This is a genomic window from Burkholderia sp. Nafp2/4-1b, assembly GCF_003635165.1.
Taxonomy (GTDB): Bacteria; Pseudomonadota; Gammaproteobacteria; order Burkholderiales; family Burkholderiaceae; genus Burkholderia.
Map to the genome: position 1 here is coordinate 171,908 of NZ_ML058597.1, position 20,705 is coordinate 192,612.

Consider the following 20,705-nt stretch of genomic DNA (forward strand, 5'->3'; position numbering starts at 1 on the left):
TATGCAAGGTAGAAAAGGAGCTAATACCTTGGCACGTTCGCTCGATATCGACCTGCTGCGCTCGTTCGTCGTGATAGCCGAAGTGCGCGCGCTCAGCCGCGCGGCGGCGCGGGTCGGCCGTACGCAATCCGCGCTGAGCCAGCAAATGCGGCGGCTCGAGGAAATCGTCGACCAGCCGCTGTTCCAGCGCACCGGGCGCGGCGTCGTGCTGACGCATCCCGGCGAGCGGCTGCTCGTGCATGCGCAGCGCATCCTGCGGCAGCACGACGAGGCAATGGCCGATCTGTGCGGCACCGGGCTGTCGGGCACCATCCGGTTCGGTTGTCCGGACGATTACGCGGAGGTCTGGCTGCCGTCGCTGCTGCGCCAGTTCTCGAGCCAGCATCCACAGGCGATCGTCGAGGTCGTGTGCGGGCCGACGCCGCGGCTGATCGAACAACTCGACAAGCGGGCGGTGGATCTCGCGATGATTTCCGTGCCGGACGACGGTTCGAGCAACGACTTCATCCGCCGCGAGCAACTGGTGTGGATCGGTTATCCGGGGCTCGATGCCGCACAGTTCGATCCGTTGCCGCTCGCGTTGTCCGATCCCGATACGCTCGATCACATCGCCGCGTGCGACGCGCTGGATCACGCGGGGCGCGGTTATCGCGTCGCGTATGCGAGCAGCAGCCTCGCGGGGCTGATCGCGCTGGTCCGTTCGGGGCAGGCGTTCGCGGTGATGACGCAAACGGCCGTGCCGGGCGATCTGGCGATCGTCGCCGGGGATCGTGGGCTCCCGCCGCTGCCGGCGGTGAGCATCACGCTACGGTTCGACCGCAAGCGGCCGTCGCATCTGACGGCGGCGTTTGCCGAGCATATCCGCGCGGTATTGCCGGGGCTGTGACCAGGAGGGCGCGACGCGGGTCCCGCCATCGTCGCGTCTATGCACGCTTTGCATAGGAAATGCCGCAACTTTGCATTGGACCGCATATTTTGCGGTTTCTAGAATCGGGCGAACGTTGAGCCTTGTTCGAAAGGTTCATTCCGCAACACCGCGCGTGCCGCGCGGCAGCAACCCGAGGAATAGCCCGATGCAGATCAGTTCACCCGTCGCCGCCCTGTCCGAGGACATGAAAGTGTGGCGCCGACAGATTCACAGTCGCCCGGAAATCGCGTTTCAGGAAACCGGCACCGCTGCGTTCGTTACCGAGTTGCTGCGATCGTTCGGCATCGAAACGCACACGGGAATCGGCCGCACCGGCGTGGTGGGCGTGATTGACGGCAACGGCGGGCCGGGGCCCACGATTGCGCTGCGCGCCGACATGGACGCGCTGCCGATCCAGGAAGAAGGCCGGCCGGTTTATCGTTCGGTCCATCACGGACTGTTTCATGGTTGCGGTCACGATGGACACACCGCGATTCTGCTCGGCACAGCGAAGCTGCTTGCGGGTCATCGTCAGTTCAAGGGGCGCGTGGTGCTGGTATTCCAGCCGGCCGAGGAAATCGTTAAAGGCAGTCAGGCGATGCTGGACGATCAGTTGCTCGAGCGTTTCCCGTTCGATGAAATCTACGGGTTGCACAATCATCCGGCGCTTCAACCGGGACAAATCGGCGTGCGCATCGGATCGCAACTTGCCGCGGTGGACTTCTTCTCGATCGGGATTCACGGTACCGGGAGCCATGGCGGAACGCCGCATCGCAGCGTCGATCCAATCGCCATCGGCGCGTTGCTCGTCACGGCATTGCAGACCATCGTCAGTCGCTCGATCGACCCGCTTGACAGCGCGGTTCTGAGTATCTGCCAGTTCATCGCGGGTGCGACGGCCAACGTCATTCCCGACCGCGCGTCGCTGCAGGGCACCACGCGCGCGCTATCCCCGTCGGCGCGCGAACGCGTGCACCGCCGTCTGCGCGAGATCTGCGAGGGCGTCGCGCTGTCGCATGGCTGCACGATCGATCTCGACATTTCTCACGGCACGCCACCCACGATCAACGCGGAAGCGCCGGCACGATGCGTCATCGCGGCCGCCGATACCGTGGTCGGTGCCGCGAACGTGCTGACCGACGTCGCGCCGCTGATGGCGGGCGACGACGTCGCGCGCTTTCTCGAGGCACGGCCCGGTTGCTACTTCTTTCTCGGGCAGGGCGGCCCCATGTGCCATCACCCGGAATACGACTTCAACGATGACGTGGCGCCGATCGGTGTCGCGATCTTCGACGAGGTCGTCCGGCGTCGTATCGGCGTCTGAAAGAAGGGGCGCGCGGCCGAATCGATGCTGCGCGACCGGAACATTCATAAAAGACTGGAGGAGAACATCATGGGACACGGATCGTTTCGCGTCCGGCGGCTGGCGTCCGCCCTGCCGGCAGGTGTGTGCGCCGTGCTTGCGCCAGGCGCTGCAAGTGCGGCCAATGCGCCGGCGCGGAGTGTCGCAAGCGGATATACGCTTGCGCCGTTCTTGATCTTCGTCGCGTTGACGCTCGGTATCACGTATTGGGCATCGCGTCGCAACCGCTCGGTGTCGCAGTTTTATACGGCAGGCGGCGGCATCACGCCGCTGCAGAACGGCTTCGCGCTCGCTGGCGACTATATGTCCGCATCGTCGTTCCTCGGCGCGGTCGGCATGATGGCCGGTTCCGGCTATGACTCGATCATCTACGGTGTCGGCACGCTGATCGGCTGGCCGATTCTGTTGTTTCTCGTCGCGGAACCGCTGCGCAATCTCGGGCGCTTCACGCTGGCGGACGTCGTCGCATTTCGTCTTGAAGAACGTCCGGTACGGATGCTGGCCGCGGTGAATTCGCTGGTAATCGTCCTGTTCTATCTCGTCATCCAGCTCGTGGGCGCCGGCAAACTGATCCAGCTGTTGTTCGGCGTGCCTTACACGGTCGCGATGCTGGCGGTCGGAGTGCTGGTGCTGGTTTATGTACTGATCGGCGGTATGCTGGCCACGACCTGGGTGCAGATCGTGAAGGCGGGACTGATGATCGCGATCGGGACTTATCTGTCATTCAAGGTGTTGCAGGCGACCGGCTTCAGCGCGAACCGGCTGATCGACGCGGTCGTGCAGTCCCATCCGGCCGGCGCGGCCGTGCTGGCGCCCAGCCGTCTCGTGACGAACCCCATTGACGCGATTTCGCTCGGCATGTCGCTGATATTCGGCATGGTGGGCCTGCCGCATATCCTGAGCCGCCTGTTCACGGTGCGCGATGGCGCCGCGGCCCGGCAATCGGCTTTCTATGCGACGGGACTCATCGCGTGGTTCTATACCGCGGTCGTTGTGATCGGTGCCGGTGCGATCGTGTTCGTGCTCGGCAATCCGGCATTTCTCGACTCGCAGACGCACATGCTGATCGGTGGCGGGAACATGGCAGCGATGCATCTGAGCCATTATTTCGGCGGCGATGTATTCCTCGGCATCATGTCCGCGGTGGCGTTCGCCACGATCCTGGCGGTCGTCTCGGGGCTCACGATCTCGGGCGCGTCGGCGGTCGGACACGATCTGTACAAGCGAATCATATGCAGGGGATCCGCCGATCCGGTGCGCGAGCTGACGGTATCGCGCTGGGCGACGTTCGCGTTGGTGGCGACTGCATTGTTGCTGTCGCATCTCGTGCAGAACCTCAACATCAGTTTCATGGTCGGACTCGCGTTCTCCATTTCAGCGAGCACCAACTTCCCGATCCTGATGCTGTCGATGTTCTGGCGGGGGCTGACGACGCGCGGCGTACTGGCCGGCGGGATCGTCGGATTGTCGTCGTCGGTCGGGCTCCTCGTCACCGGTCCGACGATCTGGGTCGGTATTCTGAAGCACGACCACGCGCTCTTTCCATACGCGAATCCCACGTTGTTCTCGATGACGTTGGCATTCGGCGTCGCGTGGCTCGCGTCGATCGCCGATTCATCCGCTCGCGGGGCCGCGGAACGTGCACGCTTCGATGCGCAGATGTTCCGCAGCGCGACCGGCATTGGCATCAGCGCCGCCCAAAATCACTGACCGCCGGAGCCAACATGTCGAACGTCAATCATCCGACAGCGATTTCAGACAGCCTTGCTGCAAACGCCGATGCAGACATGCCTGCACCTGACGTGCTCCGTCTGGTTCGGCGCCGTACGTGCTTGAGCATGGGCATGAGCGTGCTCGTGTTGGGCGTCTACTTTGCATTCATCCTGATCGTCGCGTTTGCGCCGAAACTGCTGACACGATCCGTCGCGGCGGGCTCGCCGATGACGACCGGGATCGTCGTCGGCATCGGGCTTTACTGGTTTTGCGCGATCGCGACGGGCCTATACGTCTGGATTGCGGATCGATGGATCGATCCGCTCGTTTGCCGTATGGCGCGATGAGCGCGATGCCGGCCCGCTCGAAGGCATCGCCGCCGCGGGGTGCTTCGCCATAGTGCGCGGCCGAATCCGCATGGCTCATGCCATCGGCAGTAAAACCGTGTCTCCTTGAGCGCGTCTCGGTCATCGAACTGATACGCGCTTTTTTTGATGACGAGATGTTGGAAACAATGTCCGTATCGGCGTATTTCATCGAGAAGTCAGCATGAAGATGATTCGTCGTGCGAATTGAAACGGCCGGAATGATCTCATCCGGCGGATTGTGTGCCCGATTCCGGGAAAATTTCAAAACCAGGTGATGGAAGAGATGGATCATAAAAAATCAATGAGGAGACTGGCCGCCGCCACCCTGGCGCTTGTATGCGCAATGAGCGCTGATGATGCTTGCGCGCAGAGCTCGGTGGTCATGTACGGCATTCTGGACATCGGCATGCAGAGCCTGACGAACGCCGGAACGAGCGGAAAATCTTCGTTTGGCATGCTGGGCAGTGCGTTCCTGCCTTCACGTTTCGGCTTCAAGGGCGACGAGGATCTCGGCGGCGGGTATGGTGCGATCTTTCAACTTGAAAACGGCTTCGATCTCGGCAAGGGCACGCTCGTGACGCCGGGCACGTTGTTCAACCGGCTGTCCAGCGTCGGGCTGCGTTCGCCTTATGGGCGGCTGACGTTCGGGCGCCAGTACAGCGTGCAGTTCGACAAGACGGTGCTCTACGATCCGACGTATTTCGCGAACGATTCGGCGCTTTCGCTGAACCTGATCCCGCTTGCGACGCTGAGGCTGAACAATTCCGTGAAGTTTCAGTCCGATCCGTTTTACGGATTCAATATCGAGGCCGAATATGGTTTCGGGCAGCAGTTGCCCGGCAACGCGCTCGCAGGGCGCTACGTCGGCGCGGCTCTGGAATATGTCCGGGGAGCGCTTGCCGCTCGCGTGTTGTATGAGCAGAGCCGGGGTGCGAACATCGGCGGTGTCGATGCATCCGGGCGGGTCGACGAGCGTTATGGTGCGGCGTTCCGTTATACGGTTGGCGGCGTGACGCTTTCCGCAGGCGTCACGCGTGTGCTGGGAGATCTGCAGTTGACACCGCGCGGCACGGCTTACTGGGGTAGTGCGAAGGGTTTTGCGACACCGACGATCCAATGGTACGTGCTCGGCGGCCGTTACGATTATCAGCGTGCGCCGGAACATCCGATGCTGTTCGTGGTTGGCAGCGAGTATTTGCTGTCGAAGGCGACGTTTCTGTACGCGCATGTCGGCACGGCCTGGAATTCCGGGGAGAGCGCGTTCGGTGTCAACAGCTTTTCGAGTGTGGGCCAGCCTGGCAAGAGCCAGGTCGGGGTGAGCGTCGGTATCCATCACAGGTTCTGACCCGTGCGTGCGCGGCCGTCGCGATCGAGCCGGACGCGCACACGCTGCGACTATACTTGCCGCTTCCGGGCAGGGCGCTGCCCTTGAATGCCGGGCTTCCAATGAATCTTCGCAAACTGCAACACGTCCTCGCGCTCGCTCAACACCAGACTTTCAGTCGCGCTTGCGCGGAAGTGCACCTGAGTCAATCCGCGTTGTCTCGCAGCATTCAGTCGATCGAAACGGAGTTCGGTTTTGCGCTGTTCGACCGCGGTGCACAACGCATCACGTTGACGCCGTTCGGCAAGGTATTCGTCGAGCGGGCACGCCGGATCGATTTCGAGGTACGCGAACTCAGGCGCGACCTTGCACTGCTCGAGCGTGGGGAGTTCGGCGATATCTGCATCGGCCTGGGCGCGACACCGGCCGCCTTGCTCAGGCAACCGATCCTGACTTTCGGCGCCGTCAATGCGCCCGACGTTCGCGTGGTGCTCAAGCGAGGCAATACCGCCGACTTGCTCGGCATGTTGCTGGCCGAGCGCATCGACATGTTCGTCGGCGATATCGCATCACTGACGCCGCAGCCGGATATCGCGATCACGCCGCTGCCGAGATGGCGGGCTGCATTCTTTTGTGGCCGGGCGCATCCGCTCGGTGGCTTGGCCTGCGTGTCGCCGGGAGCGTTGCTGGACTACCCGATCGGATGCACGCACCTGTCGAAGTATGCACTCGAGGATCTTCATCAGCATCTCGGATTTTCGATCGGCGATCGAATCAAGCTTCAGAGCGACGATTTCGGTGAACTGGAAGCGGCGGCGGCCGTCAGCGATGTCGTCATTCTCGGCAGCCTGCCGGTGTTCGACGAAGCGGTCCGGGCAGGGAGGCTGCACGCGATACCGCTCAATCCGCCACTGGCCGGGTCGGCTCGTTTCGGGATCGTCGTGCTCGCGGGCCGGACCCAGTCGGTCACGATGCTCAGAATCAATTCGCTGGTGCAGGACGTGTTCGATAAATTTGCGGAGGAGTCGGCTTCGAAGTGAGGCCTGCTCCCGGTTACGCACGTTCCTGAAACGCCTGCGCGATTTGCTGCGCATGCTTCTGCATCGAACGGACGAAGCGTTTGATGTTGCCGTCGGTCATGCGCGACGCGATGGCGCCGAGGCCGATTGCGCCGATCGTCTCGCCGGTATCGGTGACGATCGGAACACTGATGCCGCGATAGTGCGTGTTCTGGAGATCGACGTCGAGGCAGCCGAACCCGTAGCGGCGGCAATGGGCGACGCGTGCGCGAATCTCCTGCACCGTGGTGCCGAACGCGGCGAAGCGCCGGGCGTTGCGGGCGAGAAGTGCATCGAGCTCCGCGCGCGACATCGTATGCATCAGCGCGATGCCGCCGATACTGACGCCGAGCGGGCGCCGGTTGCCGACATCCACGTAGAGAATTTTCGCCGGGTTATCGCCCGCACGGCGGTCGACGCAGATCGAATCGAGCGCGTTGCGCGCGGTCAGGAATACCGTTTCGCCGAAGCTGCTGCGCAATGCGTCCAGATGCGGTGATGCAAGGGTCCTGACGGGAAAGCGATTGCGGCGTGACAACGCGAGCAGGAACACCTCCTGGCCCACGTAGTAACGGCGCTCTCCCGGCGGCTTTTCCACGAGCCCCTGGTCGACGAGCGTTGCGAGCAGGCGATGCACGGTAGCCGGCGCCAGCGCGAGTTCCTCGGCGATTTCACTCAGCCGTCTTCCCTGATCCTGGCCGATCGCCACCGCGCCGAGGATTTGCGCGACCCGCTCCGTGCTGCGCACGATTTCGTGTCTGCCCGATACAGGGCCGTCGTCGTCACCGGCACGCTCCGGTCTGACCGCTCTCTCCACTTTCCGTCCCGTCGTCATTGCCGTTGCCCGAATTGCATGATCGCCTGCACCCGTTTGCCGCGGAAGCCGCTTTTTCGCGCCGCTCTTTCGGCATGCGTGATTTTTCCGACAGGCGGAATTTTGCGTCGTTCCCGGATTGTTGCACGGTTCCCGCGTTACTACACTGAGCCTGCCGATGACCGAACGAAAACAACGTGGTCGGCACGATATCCAGACATTCGATCCGGCATGCGTGCTCGTGCGCAAGGCCGGAAGAGGAGACAAGATGCAATCGACCATTGCCGTGCCGGACGCGGTGCCGTCCGACCGTGCCGACCGGGTATTTCGCAAGATCATGTGGCGCGTGATGCCGTTGGTCTTCCTCGGCTACATGTGTGCTTTCCTGGACCGCATCAACATCGGCTATGCGCAGCTGCAGATGAAGGACGCGCTGGGCTTTTCCGATTCCGTGTACGGGCTGGGCGCCGGCATCTTCTTCGTGAGTTATCTGTTGTGCGAAGTACCGAGCAACATGTTGTTCGAGCGGCTGGGAGCGCGCAGGACGTTCCTGCGCATCATGCTGCTTTGGGGGCTGACGTCGGCCGCCACGATGTTCGTTCGAACGCCGCTGCAGTTCTATGTGATGCGCTTCCTGCTCGGCGTGTTCGAGGCCGGTTTTTTCCCGGGCGTGATTCTTTATCTCGGCTACTGGTTCACGCCCGAATGGCGCGGGCGCGCGACCAGCGCGTTTCTGTTCGCGTTGCCGGTGGCGGGTGTCGTGGGCGGTCCGTTGTCCGGCACCATCATCCGCGGCATGAACGGCATCGGCGGGCTGGCCGGCTGGCAATGGTGTTTCCTGCTCGAAGGGTTGCCGACGGTGTTCGTCGGCCTGCTTTGCTATCGATTCCTGTCCGACACACCGGAAGCGGCGCGATGGCTGAGCGCCGACGAAAAGCGTGTCGTCGCGGCGGCGCTGCCTCCCAGGAACGCGGGCAGGCACGGCGGGTGGCCGGCGATTCGCGACGCGCTGTCCGATGTGCGCGTGTACTCGCTCGGCTTGGTCTATTTCGCGATCGCGTGCGGCTCGTATGCATTCACCTTCTGGCTGCCGATGCTGATCAAGGGGCTCGGCGTGAACGATCCGGCGACGATCGGCTGGTATGCGCTGCCGCCGTATGCCGCGGGTGCGATCGGCACGTGGGCCGTCGCGGCCCGCTCGGACGGACGGCACGAGCGGCGCACGTACATCGTCGCGTCGATGCTGATCGCGGCCGTTGCGTTGGCGGCGACCACGCTGGCAAGCCATTCGCTGGTCGTGTCGCTCGCGCTCCTGTGTGCGACCAATTTCTTCCTGATGGGCGCCGGCGTGGTGTTCTGGGCCGTGCCGTCCGCCGTGCTGCCGGCGCAAAGCGCGGCGGCGGGCATCGCGCTCGTCAGCAGCATCGGCATTCTCGGCGGATTTTTCAGTCCGGCGCTGATCGGCCTGACGCGCGATCTCACCGGCAGCCTGTCGGGCGGATTGCAGTTGATGAGCGTGATTCTCGTCGTCGGCGCGGGCATCGCGCGAGTGGCGATCAAACGAGGCATTGCGCACGATGTTCGATGATCGAGGAGCCATCTTGAACCCTTCCCGCGACACCGCGTTCCGACGCGAACGCATCATCCGCTTTCACCACTGCGACCCCGCGGGGATCGTGTTCTATCCGCAATATCTGGTGATGCTCCACGCGTTCATCGAATCCTGGTTCGACGAGGGCCTGGAAGAGCCGTACGGGCATTTCATCGGACAGCAGCGCCTGGGCATTCCCGTCGTACAGCTCGAATGCGCGTTCCTCGCGCCGAGCCGCCTCGGCGACCGGGTCGATTTCTCGCTCGCGGTCGGGCGGCTGGGAACGAGTTCGATCGAACTCCTGCTGGAAGTGTGCGGGCGCGCGCGGGACGGCACGCCGGAGGTGCGCATGAAGGCGCACCAGACCGTCGTCCTGGTGTCGCTCGATACGCACCGTCCCGTGCCGCTGCCGCCGTCGCTGCGCGAGCGTATGTCCGGCTTTCTTCGCCCGGCCGGCGTGGTGGACGGTTGCGGGTAGGCATGGGCCCGCTCCAGCGGTCGCAATGCAATCAAATTTCAAACGAAGCGGAAAGGAAACGAAGATGGCAAACCGAAAAGTAATCGTGCTCGTCGCGCCGACGGGCGGCATGGCGTTCAAGTCGCAGAATCCGAAGCTGCCGACCCAGCCCGAGGAAATCGCGCGGGACGTCTACGACTGCTACAACGCGGGCGCCAGCGTCGCGGCGATCCATGCCCGCCTGCCGAACGATCTCGCGACCTGCAACGCGGAGATCTACCGCGACATCAATACGCGCATTCGCGCGAAATGCGACATCGTGATCAACAATTCGACGGGCGGCGGCATCCATGGCGACATGGTGAAGCCGTTCGAGGACGGCCTGCTCGATACCGTGTGGAGCGAGCGCCTGAAGGGAATGGATGCAGGGGCGGAGATGTGTACGCTCGACGCGTGCACGATGAACGCGACGTTCAACGGCACCGAAGTGCTGCTCAACACGCCGCCGTCGCGTTGTCGCGAACTCGCCGAAGGGATGAAGCAACGCGGGATCAAGCCGGAATGGGAGGTGTTCAATCCGGCCCATATTCTGCAGGACGTCGCGAGCCTGATCGAACAGGGGTTTGACGAACCGCCTTATATCGTGAACATGGTGCTCAACGCGCATCGCGGGTTCCAGAACGCGATGCCGTACACGCCGCGCGTGCTGCAGTCGATGGTCGATCTGCTGCCGAAGGACAGCCTGTTCTGCGTGAGCGGGATCGGCCCCGCTCAACTGCCGGCCGGGATCAATGCGCTGCTGCTCGGCGGGGCGATCATCCGGGTCGGCCTCGAAGACAATCTCTATTACCGGCAGGGCGAATTGACGACCAACGTTGCGCTGGTCGAGCGAACCGTGCGGCTGCTGAGGGAAATGGACTACGACGTCGCGTCGCCGGCCGAAGCGCGTCAGATGCTCGGCCTGCCGCGCAAGGACACGCGCGCACGTCCGCAATTCTCGGTGGTCTGACGATTTGCCGGGTTTCCGTTGATGGCCGTGGTGCTGACGTCTCCCGGCAAGCTCCAGCGCATTGCGGCGCTGCGAAGCGCCGGGTCGTGCCGGGCGCGATGGTCGCACCACGTCTGGATCTAGAATTGATGCCTGATCGCCCGACATGCCGCTGCCCGGACGATGTTCCGATATCGCAGCCGGCCTGTCGGGCGTACCGCTCTCTTCAACGGATTCCAACATGCGCATTCCACCGCTCAAGGCGATCATCGCGTTCGAAAGCGTGGCCCGGACCAAAAGCGTCAATCGCGCGGCGGACGAGCTGGGCCTGACCGCGTCCGCCGTGAGTCACCAGCTCAGCAACCTCGAATCGCAGATCGGTCAGCCGTTGTTCCAGCGCTCGGGGCGCGGCCTCGTCCTCACACCGACCGGTGAACGCTACCTGGCCGACGTCACGGGCTCGCTCGCCGACCTGAGCCGCGCGACCGAGCGCGCATCGAGCCGCACCGAGGTCGATATCCTGCGCGTGCATTCGAGCCCGAGCTTCGGGCTGATGTGGCTGCTGCCGCGGCTGTCGTCGTTTCAGGAGGCGAACGGCGATATCCAGCTGAACCTCGCGTGTTCTTACGAAAACGTGTCGTTCTCGAACGGCTTCTACGATATCGATGTGCGGCACGGCTACGGGAACTGGGACAACCTCGAGGTGAAGACGGTCCGCGGCGAATTCATCGCGCCGCTAGCGTCGCCGCAGTACCTCGAACGGCATCCGGTGAACGCGCCGGAAGACCTGCTCGCACATCGTCTGATCTATTCCGAAACGCCGCTGGTGCAGTGGAAGCAGTGGTTCGGCCGCACGGGCGTGCCGCTTGCCGCGCAGAAGACGTTCGACTTCTCGTTCGATCGCTCGTACATGTCGCTCGAAACCGCCGCGCTTGGCCTCGGCATCGCGCTCGAAAGCCTGATGCTCGCGTCGGTGAAGATCCGCGAAGGGCTGCTGGTGCCGGTGTTCGACGACACCCATGCGGTGGAAGTCAGCGCGCATCACCTCGTTTACCCGCGGCAGAACGCGGAGCTGCCGCGCGTGAAGCGCTTCCTCGCGTGGATCGAGCGCGAGGTCGCCACGCAGGGCCGGGCGGGCTGAACGCCGCGCATCCGGCCTGCGCGCGATATTGCGTTGCAGCACGCCGCGATGGCCCGCGGCGACATCTGAAATTTTCTCAACTATGGCTGAGCGTTTCCGCGTTGATGCGGGTGTCGGGCGAGCCGACACTCTGCACACACACATCAATACAGGAGACGAACGATGTTGCTCGACCACAAGACCATCATCGTGACCGGTGCCGCGTCGCCACGCGGAATCGGCAAGGCCACGGCCCGCGCACTGGCCGCCCAAGGCGCCCACATTGCGATTCTCGATCTGCGCCGGGAAGACGCGGAGGCCGCCGCCGCCGACCTCGGCCCGGGCCACCTCGGCCTGGCCTGCGACGTGACCGACCGCGACGCGTGCGTGGCGGCAGCCCGGGCAACGCTGGAGCGCTTCGGCCGCATCGACGGCCTCGTGAACAACGCCGGCATCACCCAGCCGGTGCGGACGCTGGACATTGCGGCGCGCGACTTCGATGCGATCGTCGACGTGAACCTGCGCGGCACGCTGTACATGTCGCAGGCGGTGCTGCCGGCGATGAAGGAGCAGCGCGGCGGCAGCATCGTGTGCATGTCGTCGGTGTCCGCGCAGCGCGGCGGCGGCATCTTCGGCGGCCCGCACTACAGCGCCGCGAAGGCCGGCGTGCTCGGCCTCGCGAAGGCGATGGCGCGCGAATTCGGCGCCGATCATATCCGCATCAATTCGATCACGCCGGGCCTGATCCAGACCGACATCACCGGCGACAAGCTGACGCCCGCGATGCGCGAGGACATCATCAAGGGCATTCCGCTCGGCCGCCTCGGCGATGCCGACGACGTCGCCAATGCGTGCCTGTTCCTGCTGAGCGACCTGTCGAGCTACCTGACCGGCATCACGCTCGACGTCAATGGCGGGATGCTGATCCACTGACAACGGCGCCGCGACACGCGCGGCGCCGCCCATCATGCACCCGGGACAACCCGGGGCCGTGGCAGGAGACAAACATGAGAGCAAAGTACCCCGCATCGCCGGCTCAGGCCGAGATGCTGCAACGGGACGACGCGCAGACGTTCGAAGCGGCGACCTATGCGAAGGTCGCGCGCCGGCTGATCCCGTTCCTGATGTTGTGCTATCTCGGCGCCTATCTCGACCGCGTCAACGTCGGATTCGCGAAGCTGCAGATGCTGAGCGACCTGCGTTTCAGCGAGACGGTGTACGGGATGGGCGCAGGCATTTTCTTTCTCGGCTACTTTCTGTTCGAAGTGCCAAGCAACCTGATCCTGCATCGAGTCGGCGCGCGCCGCTGGCTCGCGCGCATCATGCTGACCTGGGCGGTGATCTCGGCGAGCTTCGTGTTCGTCAAGTCGCCCACCGCGTTCTACGTGCTGCGATTTCTGCTCGGCGTCGCCGAAGCCGGCTTCGCGCCGGGCGTGATTCTGTACCTCACGTACTGGTTCCCGTCGGCGCGGCGCGCGAAGGCGCTGTCGCTGTTTTTCATGGCGATTCCGCTCGCCGGGATCATCGGCGGGCCGCTGTCCGGCGCGATCATGCACTCGCTGCACGGCGCAATGTCGCTGGCCGGCTGGAAATGGCTGTTCCTGCTCGAAGCGCTGCCGTCGCTCGTGCTGGGCGTCGCGATCCTGCTGTATCTCGACGACGGCATTGACCGCGCGAAGTGGCTCACCGACGCAGAAAAGGCCTTGCTGACGCGCAATGTGACGGCCGACGCGGAGCACACGACCGCGCACCTGTCGATTCGCGCGTTCGCCGCCGACCGTCGTCTGTGGCTGATGGCCGCGATCTACTTCTGCGTCGTGCTCGGGCAGTACGGCCTCACGTTCTGGCTGCCGACGATCATTCGCAAGGCCGGTGTCGCCGATCCGTTGTGGGTGGGGCTGTTCACTGCGATTCCGTATGCGTGCGCGATCGTCGCGCTGCCGCTGATCGGCATGAGCGCGGATCGCCGTCGCGAGCGCCGCTTCCATCTCGCGGTGCCGATGCTGGTCGCGGCGGCCGGCTTCGCGACGTTGCCGATGCTCGGCAGCGTCGGCGCGTCGATCGTGTGCCTGAGCATTGCGTCGGCCGGCATCCTCGCGTCGTCGTCGCAGTTCTGGTCGCTGCCGACGGCGCTGCTGGGCGGAATGTCGGCGGCAGCCGGAATCGCCGCGGTCAACTGCTTCGCGAACCTGGCGGGCTTCTTCTCGCCGGCGATCGTCGGCTGGCTGAACGACCTGACCGGCAAGTCCACCGCGGGGCTGCTCTTCATCTCCGTCGCGATCACGGTCGGCGCACTGCTGGTGTTCTTCGTGCCCCGATCCGTCAATCGCTGATTCGTTTTCCTACCCATTCCTTCCGACCCGATACTGGAGTTATCGATGGATACCGAAACCGTCCATGAAGCGGTCACGCTCGCCGAGCGCGCGTACCGCATCCGCAGAAACGCCGTGCTGATGGGTGAAGTGCAGGGCCAGGGCTATGTCGGCCAGGCGCTCGACATCGCCGACGTGCTGGCCGTCGCGTACTTCGGCGCGATGCGCTATCGCCCCGAGGATCCCGAGTGGGAAGGGCGCGACCGCTTCCTGCTGTCGAACGGCCACTACGCGATCGCGCTGTACGCGGCGCTGTTCGAAGCCGGCATCCTGCCGGCCGACGAACTCGAAACCTACGGCAGCGACGACAGTCGTTTGCCGATGTCCGGGATGGCGAGTTATACGCCCGGGATGGAGATGTCCGGCGGCTCGCTCGGGCAGGGGCTGACGATTGCGGTCGGTCGTTGTCTCGGCCTCAAGCGAAACGGCTCGGATGCATTCGTCTATACGCTGTTCTCGGACGGCGAACTCGACGAAGGCGCGATCTGGGAAGGGTTGATGTCGGCCGCGCACTGGAAGCTCGACAACCTGATCGCGATCGTCGACGTGAACAACCAGCAGGCCGACGGTCCGTCGACGCAAGTCATGGCGTTCGAGCCGCTGGTCGACAAGCTGGAAGCGTTCGGGTGGTACACGCAACGCGTGGACGGCAACGACGTCGACGCGGTGAAGCGCGCGTTCGACAATGCGCGCCGGCACGACAAGCCGCAGCCGCGCATCATCGTCTGCGACACGAAGATGGGGTGCGGCGTGCCGTTCCTCGAAGCACGCGAGAAGAGCCATTTCATTCGCGTCGATGCGCACGAGTGGAAGCTCGCGCTCGACGCACTCGAAGCAGGGAGACACGCATGAGCACCGTCGACAACAAGCCGCGCCTGAAGACTTCCGCGATGATCGCGTCCATCGCGGCCGACGGGCAGGCGACCCGCGCCGCGCCGTTCGGCCATGCGCTCGCGAAACTCGCGCGCACGAACGGCAACGTGATCGGCATGACGGCCGATCTCGGCAAGTACACCGACCTGCATATATTCGCGAAGGAATTTCCCGAGCGTTACTACCAGATGGGGATGGCCGAGCAACTGCTGATGGGGGCCGCTGCCGGATTCGCGCACGAAGGCGCGCAGCCGTTCGTCACGACCTACGCGGTATTCGCGACGCGCCGCGCGTACGACTTCATTCACCAGGCGATCGCCGAGGACAACCTCGACGTGAAGCTGGTGTGCGCGTTGCCGGGCCTCACGACCGGTTACGGGCCGAGCCATCAGGCGGCCGAGGATCTCGCGCTGATGCGTGCGATGCCGAACATGACCGTGATCGATCCGTGCGACGCGCTGGACATCGAGCAGATGGTGCCGGCGATCGCGGCGCACAAGGGGCCGGTGTACGCGCGGCTGCTGCGTGGCAACGTGCCGGCCGTGCTCGACGAATACGATTACCGGTTCGAACTCGGCAAGGCCAAGCTGCTGCGCGACGGCAACGATGTGCTGCTGATCTCGTCCGGGATCATGACGATGCGCGCGCTGGAGGTTGCGAAGGCGCTGGAGGCCGATCGCGTCGATGTGGCGGTGCTGCACGTGCCGACGATCAAGCCGCTCGATACGGCGACCATCGTTCGCGAGGCGGCGCGCAGCGGGCGCATGGTGATCGTCGCCGAAAATCATACGACGATCGGCGGGCTCGGCGAAGCCGTCGCGACTGCGTTGCTCGGGGCCGGCGTCATCGTGCCGTTCCGCCAGATCGCGCTGCCGGATGCGTATCTCGCCGCAGGCGCGTTGCCGACGCTGCACGATCGTTACGGGATCTCGACGGGGGCGATGCGGGCGAACATCAAGTCGTGGCTCGGGTGATCGCTTGACGTGCCAGCGGATCGTCCGCAGCGCACCGTAAACAAAAAAAACCGCGAAGCCTTACGCTGTCGCGGTTTTTTTATGCCCGAAATACGGTAAAAACCGCATTTGGTGCCGACGGCGAGACTCGAACTCGCACAGCTTTCGCCACTACCCCCTCAAGATAGCGTGTCTACCAATTTCACCACGTCGGCACTTCGGTACTGCAAGGGCCGCAATTCTAGCGTTACATGACGCGTTTGTGAAGGGGGCATGACACGATTGTCGGGTCGGCGCACGCGATCCCGGTAAAATTCGTCGGATCGATCGGCCCGCGATCGCAATCGCAACCCGCTTTCTCCCCGTGACGACGACCCTCGAACAACTGCAGGCCGGCCAACTGTCGGGTGCCCGCCAACTCAAGCTCGCGTGCGGGCTGACCGAATTTCCGCGCGAAATCTTTGATCTGGCGGACACGCTCGAAGTGCTCGACCTGTCCGGCAATGCGCTGTCCGCGCTGCCGGACGACCTGCCGCGGCTGCATCGCCTGCGCATCCTGTTCGCGTCCGGTAATCGCTTTACCGAATTTCCGGAGGTGCTCGGCGCGTGCGCGCAACTCGACATGATCGGCTTCAAGGCGAACCGGATTCGCACGGTGCCGCGCGGCTCGCTGCCGCGCGCGCTGCGCTGGCTGATCCTGACCGACAATGAAATCGACGCACTGCCCGCCGAGATCGGCGCTTGCTCGCGCCTGCAGAAACTGATGCTCGCAGGCAACCAATTGCGTGCGTTGCCGGCGGAAATGGCCGCATGCCGTTCGCTGGAACTGGTGCGGCTGTCGGCGAACCGGCTCGATGCGTTGCCGGACTGGCTGTTGCGCCTGCCGCGCCTCGCGTGGCTCGCGTGTGCGGGCAATCCGTTCGGCGCCGCGCCGGAGGCGGCCGCATCGGCCGAGCCGAACGTGGTGGACATCGACTGGACGTCGCTCAACTGCGACGAGAAGCTCGGCGAAGGCGCATCGGGCGTGATCTACCGCGCGCAGTGGCGGGCGGACGGGCAGCCGGCGCGAGCGGTCGCGGTCAAGCTGTTCAAGGGCGCGGTGACGAGCGACGGCCTGCCCGACTGCGAAATGGCCGCATGCCTGCACGCGGGGCGCCACCCGAACATGATTCCGGTGATCGGCAAGGTGCGCGGTCATCCGGACGGCACGCACGGCCTCGTGATGGAACTCGTCGATCCGGCACTGACGAATCTCGCGGGGCCGCCGAGCTTCGCGTCCTGCACACGCGACGTGTATGCGGCCGATGCGCGGTTCGCGCCGGCCGACGCCGCGCGGATCGCGCTTGGCATCGCGTCGGTGGCCGCGCATCTGCATGCGCGCGGCATCATGCACGGCGACCTGTACGCGCACAACATCCTGCACGACGGCGCGGGCGGCGCGCTGCTCGGCGATTTCGGCGCGGCTTCGCTCTACGACGTGAACGACCGCGTGCGTGCGGCGCGGCTCGAGCGGCTGGAAGTCAGGGCGTTCGGTTATCTGCTGTGCGAGTTGCGGGAACGCTGCGAGCCGCGGGCGTGGGAAGGCTCGGACGCGCTGGAAAAGCTGGTTGCCGCTTGCCTGAACGAGGAGATCGATGCGCGGCCGTCGTTCGACCAGATTGTGGCCACGCTGGCCGCATCGATCGACTGACGGTCTGGTCCGCGCCGCGGCGCCGGCAGTCGCCGTGCCGGCGCGGCGTTTGCGCTTACGCTTGTCGCGCGGTCAGCAGCTTGATCCCGAGCCCGACGAACAGCAGCCCGCTCGCGCGCTTGGCCGCGCGTACCCACGGACTGACGCCGAAGCCGCGATGCAGCCGGCGCACGCCGAACGAATAGACGCTGTGCACCACGACGACGGTGCACGCAATCGTCGCGTACATCACGACGAACTGCATCGCGAGCGGGTGATCATGCGCGATGAATTGCGGCATGAACGCCGACAAAAAGATCATCGTCTTCGGATTGCTGCCCGACACGAACAGCGCTTCGCGGAACAGCTTCGTACGATCGGGCTCGACGAGCGCGGCGGCGCTGTCCGGCGAACGTCCGCGACGATCGCCGCGCAGTTGCCGGATGCCCAAAAAGATCAGATACGCGGCACCGACGATTTTCATCGCGACGAACAGCGGCGGCATCGCGACCAGCACCGCGCCGACGCCGAGCGCGACCAGCATGACGACCACGCCCTGCGCGACGAGATTGCCGGCGATCGTCGCGGCGGTGCCGCGCGAGCCGTAGCGCACCGTGTTGCGGATCACGAGCAGCACGTTCGGGCCCGGCGACAGCGTCGTCGCGAGATAGGCTGCGGCAAACAACATCCAGGTCTGAACGGACATGCGGCGCTCCGGGAAGGCGGGTTATGCGGTCGGGGTGAATCCGTGCATGATGCCACGGCTGTGCGCTGCTCACCCCGACGCATCGCGTCAACGCGCGTCGCGCACGCAGTATGCGGCGATCGACGCCGGCGAATCGATCGCGGACGGCCGTGTCATCCACGCAATCCACGCCGCCCATAATCCGCAGGCGATCAACACGGCGATATTCAGCGGCGTCCGATAGCGGACGATCAGGTCGGACAGCGGCAAGCGTTCGTTGCTCATGTGCGTCTCCGTCGGTGGTTGCGCAGGCCGCGTTACAGGCCGGTGTAGGACGGCGCCTTCGCGTCGCAGGTCACGGACACCGTCGAGCCGTCGGCGAAATGCAGCTTGAACGGCACCTTCGCGCCCGGCGCGACAGGCTTGCGCGCATCCTCCAGCATCACGTGATAGCTCTTCGGCTTGAAGGTCACCGCGCCGTGCGCGGGTACGTCGACCGCGTCGACGTGAACCATCTTCGCGGTGCTGGCGGCCGTCTGCGTTTGGTGAATCATCGCCATTCCGTACGCGGGCGTGTCGATGCCCGTGAGCGTGACGGGCTTGTCGCCGTCGTTCTTCAGCGTGAAGTAGCCGGACGACGGCACCGCAGCCGGCATCGTGCGGATCCAGCACGCATCGGCGTGGACGGGCGATGCGGCGAACGTGGCGGGCGCCTGCAGCGCCAGCAGTGCCAGCAGTGCGAAAAGCAGACTGGTCGGAATCGAACGTTTCATTGATTTTTTTCCTGATCGGGTATCGAAGTGCGCCGCACGGGCAGCGTGCGCGTTACTTCACCGTGAACGTGTAGTGGCCTTGCGTGCGATGGCCGTCGCTGGCCACCGCGATCCACGTGACCGTGTACGTGCCGGCCGCGAGGTTCGTCAGCCCGACATGCATCCGCTTCCGGTTGCCGGCATCGACCGCGGATTTCCCATCGGCGACCGACTGGCCGTGGCCGTCGGTGACGGCGATCGAGCTGAATGCCGGCTCGAGCGTTTCGCTGAAGTCGAGCGTGACCGCGTGCGGCGCGCTCGACAGCGCGGCGTCGGCGGCCGGGTCGAGGGTTTTCAGGTGCGCATGCGCGTGGGCGGCCTGGGCGATGACGAAGCCGAGTGCGACGAGTGCGCCGCGAAGGAAAGCAGTGGTTTTCATGACGGAATAGCCCGATTGAGAATGGCAAGGAGAACGATTCGTTCGACGATCGAGCGCGCGTTCGCGTGTGTGTTCGCGCTACCGCCGGAAGCGGGCGAGCGCACGCACGGCACGACGCCGCGAGCAAGACGGTCGAACATGAGGGTCCTTCGAAACGTGGCACGGCATGCACGCGCATGGCGCGTGCGGACCGCGCGATGCGTTACGGCATCACGCGCGGTGACGACGAATCAGGATTCGAACGGCGGGGCGCGCGGTTGCGCGGCCGTCAGCGGCAGTGCGCGGCGCAGGCTGTCGAAGCGGGTCGCTGCGCGATGCTGCAGAGGGTGAATGTTGGCCGCGAACGTGAGTTCGGGCACGGGCAGGGCGGGCGTATGGGCAAGCAGGTTGCAATAGCCGCAAGCCTGCAGATGGGCGTGCAGGCTCTTCGATGATGTATCGCCGGCGTGGTCGCCGTCAGCCGGCGCGGCGGTGCAGTAACCGGAGAGCAGCGCGTCGACGCGGCCTTGCGTCGTCAGCGCCTGCGAGATCGTCGGCGCGAGCGCCGTCATCAGGATGGCGAGCATCCCGATCAGACTGACGATCTTCCGGAGACGACGACTCAGCATGCGTTGCGCGGCGGCGTAGGAACGGCGATGGAGCGGATTATGCCACGCAGCCGCCGCGCGGGCATGCGGGCGCATCGATACCGGGCATGACGCGCGGCGCGGGCGGTGGCGTGCTTACGCGTGCTTCGCCAGATATTTCGTGATCAGCATCATCTGCGCGGCCCAGCCGTGATCGTTCATCTCGCGCGCTTTCGCGCGACGCGCTTCGATCAGCTGGTCGAAGCCCGTTTCGGTGATCGTCAGCTGCGTGCCGCCGTGTGTTTCCGCGAGCGCGAACGTGACGAGCGTCATCGGCTCGGATGTGTAGTCGAAGTTCGGATCGATCGCGAACGGATGCCAGCGAAAGGCGAACAGTTGCTTCGGCTCGATCCGATCGACGACGATTTCGAACACCGCGCCCGCATACGGCTCCTGCGCCTTGGCGACGTCGTCGTCGACGCGCGTCGGCGTAATGCGGCCGAACAGCGACTGGCCGGCCACGAACGGTCCGTCGAAATTCACGCCGAACCAGGTGCCGAATTCCCCCGCATTGCTGACTGCATCCCACACGCGCGCCAGCGGCGCGGCGAGCACCGCTTCCTTCTCGATGCGATCGGTTGATTGGGTCATCACGTTCTCCAGGCAGGCAGCATCGTTGCAGAGCGACGCGCG

The 20,705-nt window shown here is 64.7% G+C and carries 22 protein-coding genes and 1 tRNA gene; 15 read left to right on the plus strand and 8 right to left on the minus strand.

The window, feature by feature from the left end; translation table 11 throughout:
- The first annotated feature begins 1 nt into the window (after nt 1).
- The 6 genes from C7H84_RS00800 to C7H84_RS00825 all read left to right on the plus strand — a co-directional run bounded on the left by C7H84_RS00800 (nt 2) and on the right by C7H84_RS00825 (nt 6,715).
- Nucleotides 2–886 carry a LysR family transcriptional regulator gene (locus C7H84_RS00800; protein WP_205611381.1) on the plus strand — a complete coding sequence of 295 codons (885 nt, stop codon included), beginning with the start codon at nt 2–4 and terminating at the stop codon, nt 884–886.
- Nucleotides 849–2,231 carry a M20 aminoacylase family protein gene (locus C7H84_RS00805; protein WP_240461941.1) on the plus strand — a complete coding sequence of 461 codons (1,383 nt, stop codon included), beginning with the start codon at nt 849–851 and terminating at the stop codon, nt 2,229–2,231. The genes C7H84_RS00800 and C7H84_RS00805 overlap by 38 nt, the downstream gene beginning before the upstream one ends.
- Nucleotides 2,232–2,300: 69 nt before the next feature.
- Nucleotides 2,301–3,980, plus strand: coding sequence for a cation/acetate symporter ActP (locus C7H84_RS00810; protein WP_121856957.1), 1,680 nt, complete (start codon nt 2,301–2,303; stop codon nt 3,978–3,980).
- Between the two features lie 14 nt (nt 3,981–3,994).
- On the plus strand, nt 3,995–4,330 hold the full coding sequence (locus tag C7H84_RS00815; RefSeq protein WP_121856958.1) for a DUF485 domain-containing protein: 336 nt from the start codon (nt 3,995–3,997) through the stop codon (nt 4,328–4,330).
- Between the two features lie 295 nt (nt 4,331–4,625).
- Nucleotides 4,626–5,696: a porin gene (locus C7H84_RS00820; RefSeq protein WP_121856959.1), complete on the plus strand. Its 1,071-nt coding sequence runs from the start codon at nt 4,626–4,628 to the stop codon at nt 5,694–5,696.
- Nucleotides 5,697–5,797: 101 nt separating this feature from the next.
- Nucleotides 5,798–6,715, plus strand: coding sequence for a LysR family transcriptional regulator (locus C7H84_RS00825; RefSeq protein ID WP_121856960.1), 918 nt, complete (start codon nt 5,798–5,800; stop codon nt 6,713–6,715).
- 13 nt (nt 6,716–6,728) lie between these two features.
- Here C7H84_RS00825 and C7H84_RS36130 read toward each other — a convergent pair whose 3' ends face one another.
- The gene (locus C7H84_RS36130) at nt 6,729–7,814 is read right to left on the minus strand and encodes an IclR family transcriptional regulator (protein ID WP_162999180.1); all 1,086 of its coding nucleotides are present in this window, start codon (nt 7,812–7,814) and stop codon (nt 6,729–6,731) included.
- A gap of 1 nt (nt 7,815) precedes the next feature.
- Between C7H84_RS36130 and C7H84_RS00840 the strand changes: the two genes are divergently transcribed.
- The 8 genes from C7H84_RS00840 (at nt 7,816) to C7H84_RS00875 (ending at nt 15,922) form a co-directional block, all read left to right on the plus strand.
- Nucleotides 7,816–9,135, plus strand: a complete 1,320-nt coding sequence (locus C7H84_RS00840; RefSeq protein ID WP_121856962.1) for an MFS transporter — start codon at nt 7,816–7,818, stop codon at nt 9,133–9,135.
- The gene (locus C7H84_RS00845) at nt 9,125–9,616 is read left to right on the plus strand and encodes a thioesterase family protein (protein ID WP_121856963.1); all 492 of its coding nucleotides are present in this window, start codon (nt 9,125–9,127) and stop codon (nt 9,614–9,616) included. Before C7H84_RS00840 ends, C7H84_RS00845 begins: the two co-directional genes overlap by 11 nt.
- A gap of 64 nt (nt 9,617–9,680) precedes the next feature.
- On the plus strand, nt 9,681–10,604 hold the full coding sequence (locus tag C7H84_RS00850) for a 3-keto-5-aminohexanoate cleavage protein (RefSeq protein WP_121856964.1): 924 nt from the start codon (nt 9,681–9,683) through the stop codon (nt 10,602–10,604).
- 220 nt (nt 10,605–10,824) lie between these two features.
- Nucleotides 10,825–11,724: a LysR substrate-binding domain-containing protein gene (locus C7H84_RS00855; protein WP_121856965.1), complete on the plus strand. Its 900-nt coding sequence runs from the start codon at nt 10,825–10,827 to the stop codon at nt 11,722–11,724.
- 162 nt (nt 11,725–11,886) lie between these two features.
- Entirely contained in the window at nt 11,887–12,636 is a 750-nt protein-coding gene (locus C7H84_RS00860) for a glucose 1-dehydrogenase (protein ID WP_121856966.1), read from the plus strand.
- Between the two features lie 74 nt (nt 12,637–12,710).
- Nucleotides 12,711–14,036, plus strand: a complete 1,326-nt coding sequence (locus C7H84_RS00865) for an MFS transporter (protein ID WP_121856967.1) — start codon at nt 12,711–12,713, stop codon at nt 14,034–14,036.
- Between the two features lie 45 nt (nt 14,037–14,081).
- A complete protein-coding gene (locus C7H84_RS00870; protein WP_121856968.1) occupies nt 14,082–14,927 on the plus strand; it encodes a transketolase in 846 nt (281 codons plus the stop codon).
- On the plus strand, nt 14,924–15,922 hold the full coding sequence (locus tag C7H84_RS00875; RefSeq protein ID WP_121856969.1) for a transketolase family protein: 999 nt from the start codon (nt 14,924–14,926) through the stop codon (nt 15,920–15,922). The genes C7H84_RS00870 and C7H84_RS00875 overlap by 4 nt, the downstream gene beginning before the upstream one ends.
- 109 nt (nt 15,923–16,031) lie before the next feature.
- Here the strand turns inward: C7H84_RS00875 and C7H84_RS00880 are convergent.
- Nucleotides 16,032–16,116, minus strand: a tRNA-Leu gene (locus C7H84_RS00880).
- 149 nt (nt 16,117–16,265) lie between these two features.
- On the opposite strand from C7H84_RS00880, the gene C7H84_RS00885 reads away from it, so the two are divergent.
- Nucleotides 16,266–17,591: a leucine-rich repeat-containing protein kinase family protein gene (locus C7H84_RS00885; protein ID WP_121856970.1), complete on the plus strand. Its 1,326-nt coding sequence runs from the start codon at nt 16,266–16,268 to the stop codon at nt 17,589–17,591.
- Nucleotides 17,592–17,646: 55 nt separating this feature from the next.
- On the opposite strand, the gene C7H84_RS00890 is transcribed toward C7H84_RS00885, so the two are convergent.
- The 6 genes from C7H84_RS00890 to C7H84_RS00910 form a co-directional block, all read right to left on the minus strand.
- Nucleotides 17,647–18,276 (minus strand): LysE family translocator, encoded by a 630-nt coding sequence (locus C7H84_RS00890; protein ID WP_121856971.1) that lies wholly within the window; start codon nt 18,274–18,276, stop codon nt 17,647–17,649.
- Between the two features lie 87 nt (nt 18,277–18,363).
- Nucleotides 18,364–18,540 carry a hypothetical protein gene (locus C7H84_RS36135; protein WP_162999181.1) on the minus strand — a complete coding sequence of 59 codons (177 nt, stop codon included), beginning with the start codon at nt 18,538–18,540 and terminating at the stop codon, nt 18,364–18,366.
- 32 nt (nt 18,541–18,572) lie between these two features.
- A complete protein-coding gene (locus tag C7H84_RS00895; protein ID WP_121856972.1) occupies nt 18,573–19,028 on the minus strand; it encodes a copper chaperone PCu(A)C in 456 nt (151 codons plus the stop codon).
- 52 nt (nt 19,029–19,080) lie between these two features.
- Entirely contained in the window at nt 19,081–19,446 is a 366-nt protein-coding gene (gene copC / locus C7H84_RS00900) for a copper homeostasis periplasmic binding protein CopC (RefSeq protein ID WP_121856973.1), read from the minus strand.
- Nucleotides 19,447–19,676: 230 nt separating this feature from the next.
- Nucleotides 19,677–20,054 carry a DUF2946 domain-containing protein gene (locus C7H84_RS00905; protein WP_121857865.1) on the minus strand — a complete coding sequence of 126 codons (378 nt, stop codon included), beginning with the start codon at nt 20,052–20,054 and terminating at the stop codon, nt 19,677–19,679.
- A gap of 114 nt (nt 20,055–20,168) precedes the next feature.
- Nucleotides 20,169–20,663 carry an SRPBCC family protein gene (locus tag C7H84_RS00910; protein WP_121856974.1) on the minus strand — a complete coding sequence of 165 codons (495 nt, stop codon included), beginning with the start codon at nt 20,661–20,663 and terminating at the stop codon, nt 20,169–20,171.
- Nucleotides 20,664–20,705 lie beyond the last annotated feature (42 nt).

Coding starts and splice junctions, on each gene's coding strand:
- C7H84_RS00800 (WP_205611381.1), top strand. CDS start 2: ATGCAAGGTAGAAAAGGAGCTAATACCTTGGCACGTTCGCTCGATATC.
- C7H84_RS00810 (WP_121856957.1), top strand. CDS start 2,301: ATGGGACACGGATCGTTTCGCGTCCGGCGGCTGGCGTCCGCCCTGCCG.
- C7H84_RS00815 (WP_121856958.1), top strand. CDS start 3,995: ATGTCGAACGTCAATCATCCGACAGCGATTTCAGACAGCCTTGCTGCA.
- C7H84_RS00820 (WP_121856959.1), top strand. CDS start 4,626: ATGGAAGAGATGGATCATAAAAAATCAATGAGGAGACTGGCCGCCGCC.
- C7H84_RS00825 (WP_121856960.1), top strand. CDS start 5,798: ATGAATCTTCGCAAACTGCAACACGTCCTCGCGCTCGCTCAACACCAG.
- C7H84_RS00840 (WP_121856962.1), top strand. CDS start 7,816: ATGCAATCGACCATTGCCGTGCCGGACGCGGTGCCGTCCGACCGTGCC.
- C7H84_RS00845 (WP_121856963.1), top strand. CDS start 9,125: ATGTTCGATGATCGAGGAGCCATCTTGAACCCTTCCCGCGACACCGCG.
- C7H84_RS00850 (WP_121856964.1), top strand. CDS start 9,681: ATGGCAAACCGAAAAGTAATCGTGCTCGTCGCGCCGACGGGCGGCATG.
- C7H84_RS00855 (WP_121856965.1), top strand. CDS start 10,825: ATGCGCATTCCACCGCTCAAGGCGATCATCGCGTTCGAAAGCGTGGCC.
- C7H84_RS00860 (WP_121856966.1), top strand. CDS start 11,887: ATGTTGCTCGACCACAAGACCATCATCGTGACCGGTGCCGCGTCGCCA.
- C7H84_RS00865 (WP_121856967.1), top strand. CDS start 12,711: ATGAGAGCAAAGTACCCCGCATCGCCGGCTCAGGCCGAGATGCTGCAA.
- C7H84_RS00870 (WP_121856968.1), top strand. CDS start 14,082: ATGGATACCGAAACCGTCCATGAAGCGGTCACGCTCGCCGAGCGCGCG.
- C7H84_RS00875 (WP_121856969.1), top strand. CDS start 14,924: ATGAGCACCGTCGACAACAAGCCGCGCCTGAAGACTTCCGCGATGATC.
- C7H84_RS00890 (WP_121856971.1), bottom strand. CDS start 18,276: ATGTCCGTTCAGACCTGGATGTTGTTTGCCGCAGCCTATCTCGCGACG.
- C7H84_RS36135 (WP_162999181.1), bottom strand. CDS start 18,540: ATGAGCAACGAACGCTTGCCGCTGTCCGACCTGATCGTCCGCTATCGG.
- C7H84_RS00895 (WP_121856972.1), bottom strand. CDS start 19,028: ATGAAACGTTCGATTCCGACCAGTCTGCTTTTCGCACTGCTGGCACTG.
- copC (WP_121856973.1), bottom strand. CDS start 19,446: ATGAAAACCACTGCTTTCCTTCGCGGCGCACTCGTCGCACTCGGCTTC.
- C7H84_RS00905 (WP_121857865.1), bottom strand. CDS start 20,054: ATGCTGAGTCGTCGTCTCCGGAAGATCGTCAGTCTGATCGGGATGCTC.
- C7H84_RS00910 (WP_121856974.1), bottom strand. CDS start 20,663: ATGACCCAATCAACCGATCGCATCGAGAAGGAAGCGGTGCTCGCCGCG.